Origin of the sequence: Streptomyces calidiresistens (assembly GCF_014141525.1) — a bacterium.
In the GTDB taxonomy this organism is placed as follows: domain Bacteria; phylum Actinomycetota; class Actinomycetes; order Streptomycetales; family Streptomycetaceae; genus Streptomyces; species Streptomyces calidiresistens.
In genome coordinates, this window is sequence record NZ_VKHS01000441.1 from 1 (window position 1) to 4,647 (window position 4,647).

The window sequence follows — 4,647 nt, forward strand, 5'->3', positions numbered from 1 at the left end:
TGACGGGGGTGAGGGGGGCCGGCAACCCCCGGTGTCGGGTTCCGTTCGAAGAGTATGGTTTCTGGTGCTCCCGTGCACCACGCTCGACCGTATTGACACGGATCGGAGTGCAACGGTTTCACATCTCGGATCATCGGTGATCGAGCAGGGTCTTCGATACCCCCCGGTTCCCATCGGCCACCGGGAACACACCGAATTCGCCACGCCGTTCGACGCCCCCCGGGGCCCGGTGCGGGTCGCACCGGGCCCCGGGGCCGGCCACCGACCGTCGTCAGGCGACGACCGCGTCCGCCGCCTCCAGGCGGCGCATCGCCAGTTCCGCGTACAGGGCGGTGCCGTCCGCCAGCACCGCGTCGTCGAACGCCGCCAGCGGCGAGTGGTTGCTCGGCGCGGTCTCCGGGTCCCGCCCCGGCAGGGTCGCGCCGAGGAAGGCCATCGCGCCCGGCACCTCCGCGATCACGCGGGAGAAGTCCTCCGCGCCGAGGATCGGGTTCTCCATCGGCTCGTACCGCTCCTCGCCGTGCACCTCCCGCACGGTCTCGGCGATGAAGTCGGCCTCCGCCGCGTCGTTGACGGTCGTCGGGTACTGCTCGACGAACTCGGCGTCCACCTCCAGGCCGTGCGCCGCCGCCACGCCCCGGCACACCGCCGGCAGGCCCTCCCGCAGCCGCTCGAACGCCTCCGGCGAGAAGCTCCGCACCGTGGCCCGGAACCGGGCGGTGTCGGGGATGATGTTCGGCAGCGTGCCGGCGTGGAAGCTCCCGACGGTCAGCACCACCGGGTCGAACACGTCGAAGGTGCGGCTCAGCCAGGTCTGCAGCGCCGTCACCATCTCGCACGCGGCCGGGATCGGATCCTTGGCCCGGTGCGGCGCCGAGCCGTGTCCGCCGGCCCCGCGCACCGTCACGTCCAGCACGTTGGAGGCCGCCAGCAGCGGCCCGGTCCGGGTCGCGAAGATCCCCGAGGCGTGTATCGAGGACGAGACGTGGAGGGCGTACGCGGCCACCGGGCGGCTGCCGGAGGCCTCCAGCACCCCCTCGGCGAGCATGTGCCCGGCACCGTCCCAGCCCTCCTCGCCGGGCTGGAACATGAAGACCACGTCCCCCGCCAGCCGGTCACGGTGCGCCGCCAGCAGCTGCGCCGAGCCGGCCAGCATGGTGGTGTGCAGGTCGTGGCCGCAGGCGTGCATGAGATCACCCTCGGCGGCGTACGGCAGGCCGGTCCGCTCGGCCACCGGCAGGGCGTCCATGTCCCCGCGCAGCAGCACCGTCGGGCCGGGCCGGGCCCCGCGCAGCACCGCCGTCACCGAGCTGAGGCCCTCGCCCGTGGAGACCTCCAGCGGCAGACCGTCCAGGGCGGCCAGCACCCGCTCCTGCGTGCGGGGCAGGTCCAGGCCCACCTCGGGGGTGCGGTGCAGGTCGTGGCGCAGCCGGATCAGATCGTCGGACAGGGCGCGGGCGTCGTCGCGGAGGTTCACGGGCGGGGCTCCTTCCGGTGGGTGGAGCCGGTGGCGCGGGAACGCGGGCCGCCGCGCCGCCCGGCTCCGCGGGGCCGTGTCGCCCACCGGAGCCGGTCGGGTCAGCCGCCGGTCGGGCGTGCGGCGGTGTCCCGGACCACCGGGGTGAGGATCGTAGCGTTCCCCTCCGGAAGTGTGGAGGCTCTGCCCGCCGCGTCACTGATTCTGATCAGCAGCGCGACCAGCAACCAGTTGGCGACCGTGGACGATCCGCCCTGTGCCAGGAACGGCAGCGCCTTGCCGGTCAGGGGGATCAGCCCGGTCACGCCGCCGGCGACCACGAACACCTGCAGCGCCAGCACCGTGCCCAGCCCGTAGGCGAGCAGCTTGCCGAACGGGTCGCTGACCGTCATGGCGATCTTGAAGGCCCGCCAGATCAGCAGCACGTACAGCAGCAGCACCAGCGTGACGCCCAGCAGGCCCAGCTCCTCCCCGACGGTGGCGAGGATGAAGTCGCTGCGGCCGGCGAAGCCGATCAGGTAGGAGTGCCCCTGGCCCAGGCCGGTGCCGGTCAGATCGCCGGCGCCGAAGGCGAAGAGCGCCTGCGCGGATTGTTCGGAGATCACCCCCGGCGGGCGCTGGTCCTCCGGCAGGTAGATCGACATCGGGTCCAGCCAGGCCGCCACCCGGGCCTTGACGTGGTACTGGGTGGTGGCCACCGCGACCGCGCCGCCGATCGCCATCAATCCGCCCAGGACCACCCAGCTGGTGCGTTCGGTGGCGACGTACAGCATGACGATGAAGACGCCGAAGAAGATCAGCGAGGTGCCCAGGTCGCGCTGGTAGAACAGCACGACCAGGCTGACCGCCCACACCAGCAGCACCGGGCCGGCGTTCCGGCCGCGGGGCAGGGCCAGTCCCAGTACCCGCCGGCCGACCAGGGCCAGGGCGTCCCGGTTGGCCATGAGGTAGCCGGCGAAGAAGACGACGATCATCACCTTGACGAACTCGCCCGGCTGCACCGACAGCGGGCCGAGCCGGATCCACCGCTTGGCGCCGAAGGCGTCGGCGCCGAAGAACGCCGGCAGCATCAGCAGGATCATCGCCACGGCCATGCCCAGGTACACGTAGCGCTGCAGCACCCGGTGGTGCCGGATCACCAGCAGCACGCCGACCAGCAGCGCCACTCCGATGATCGTCCAGATCGCCTGGCCGGGGGCGACCGCCACCGCCTGGTAGTGGCCCTCCGGGAAGCGTTCGGCGTACGCCTGGTCGAGTCGGTCCATCAGGACCAGGCCCAACCCGCACAGCAGCACCGTCACCGGCAGGATCAACGGGTCGGCGTACCGGGCGAAGCGCCGCACCACCAGGTGCGCGCCCACCGCCAGGGCGCCGAGGCCCGCCGTGTAGGCGAGCAGACCCGAGGGCAGTTCGTCGTGGACGGCCAGGTGCGCGGCGGCGTGACCGAAGGCGGAGATGACGACGGCGAACAGCACCAGCACCAGTTCGGTGTTCCGGCGGCGGGCGATCCAGCGCCGGACCCCGTCGTCCACCGGGGCCGCCCCGCCCGTCGGGTCGGTCGTCGCCGGTCGCTCCCCCGCCCGGTCCGGGAGGGGTCCGGCGGACCCGTCGTTCGGGTCCCCGGGGGACGCCGTTGTCGAAGCCGCTCTCTCCACGCCCGTCCCCACCCCGGTGCCCCGGTGCTCTCGCTGGTGTCGTGACGCCGGCCGCGTGCCGCCCCACGGGCGCCGCGGACTGTCGCGGCTCCGTTGGCAATCTAACAAGCGGGGCCCCCGACCGGGGTGGAGGAGACCGGTCCGTGACGGGATCGGGGCGCCTCCTCCGCCTCCGGCCGGGGTGTCCCGACCGGCGATCGGTGGTCACCAGCGGGTGACGCGGACCCGGTGGGAGCCGTCCTCCTCGGCCTCCAGCACCTGGACCCGCACCCCGGCCCGCGGGTCGTGGAAGGTGTCGCCGGGCAGGAAGGCGGCGTCGCTCAGCTCGTGGGCGAGCTGGGGGTCGGCGGGGTCGTGACACCCCCCGCTGCCGGGGGTGGCGTCCTCCACCCGCATCGGCCCCTCGCCCGTCCGCGCGCCGGTGTCCACGCGGGTGATGAGGACGCCGGCACGGCAGACGGCGTGGTCGAGGGCGGAGGGCGCGCGCACCTCCAGGGTGATGACCTGCCGGGGACCCACGCGCAGGGCGACCAGCCGGGTGTCGGTGCCCCCGGACGCCGGCGCGCCGGGCGGCCGGAGGGGGCCGCCGCGCTCCGGGCGTGCCGGGGGCGCCCCGTCGGGGGTGTCGGCGCGCGGCGCGGTGCCGGCCGATCCGGGTCGTCCGTGCGCCCCCGTCTCCGTTTCCGGGTCGGGTTCGGGCCGGTCGTCCCCGGGCGGGGTGCCGAGCGGGACGATGCGGTGCTCGGTGACGCCGGCCTCCACGACACAGTCCACCTGGTCGTCGGTCAACCACTCCAGCTTCCAGCGGTGCCAGGCCAGCATGCCGTTGCTGGGGCCCCAGTCCTGTTCCATCACGTCCCAGTGGCCGGTCAGCAGCGGGGGTTCGCCCGCGCCCGTCCAGTAGAGGTCCGGCAGGCCGAAGGCGTGACCGTTCTCGTGGACCAGGACCCGGTGGGGGCTGTCGCCCGGCTGGCTGCTCCAGATGAAGCTCACGTTCTGCAGCGGGCCCGTCGGGGTGTCCACCAGCGGGCGGCCGGGGAAGGAGACCGACAGCACGGTCTCCAGGGCGGAGGGGCCGGCGTTGGGGGTGGCGAGCACGTTCACCACGTCGTAGGAGGAGAAGTCCACCTCGCCGGCCACGGCGTCGACGATGTCCCGCATCAGGGCGTTGTAACCGGCCGGGTCGTCGGGGTGCCACCCCACCCCGCGGTCGATCCCGTACTCCTCGAAGGGGCGGGACATGCGCAGCCAACGGTGCACGGGGTCGGGGCGGTAGTCCATGCGGCCGTAGGAGGCGGTGGCGAAGTACTCCGCGCCGGCGGGGAAGAACTCGGCGAAGCGCTCGGTCGTGTCGATCCGCGCCTCGGCGTCGGGGAAGTCGATGAACAGGGTCAGGGCGCGGACCGTTCCCACGCTCGGGGCGAAGCCCGGTGGGGTGGGTATGCCCGCGTGCAGGCCCTCCCCGCCGGGGAGGGCGCAGCTGCCGGCGGCGGTGAAGGCCGGTGGGGGGAGGGG

The 4,647-nt window shown here is 73.8% G+C and carries 3 protein-coding genes; all 3 read right to left on the bottom strand.

What is annotated here, in order from left to right; genetic code table 11:
• Positions 1-271: 271 nt before the first annotated feature.
• Entirely contained in the window at positions 272-1,477 is a 1,206-nt protein-coding gene (locus FOE67_RS17175) for a M20 metallopeptidase family protein (RefSeq protein ID WP_182665253.1), read from the bottom strand.
• Positions 1,478-1,578: 101 nt separating this feature from the next.
• The gene (locus FOE67_RS17180) at positions 1,579-3,009 is read right to left on the bottom strand and encodes an FtsW/RodA/SpoVE family cell cycle protein (RefSeq protein WP_323384987.1); all 1,431 of its coding nucleotides are present in this window, start codon (positions 3,007-3,009) and stop codon (positions 1,579-1,581) included.
• Between the two features lie 327 nt (positions 3,010-3,336).
• A partial coding sequence (locus FOE67_RS29435) for a M6 family metalloprotease domain-containing protein (protein WP_323384988.1) occupies positions 3,337-4,647 on the bottom strand: 1,311 nt, incomplete at its 5' end.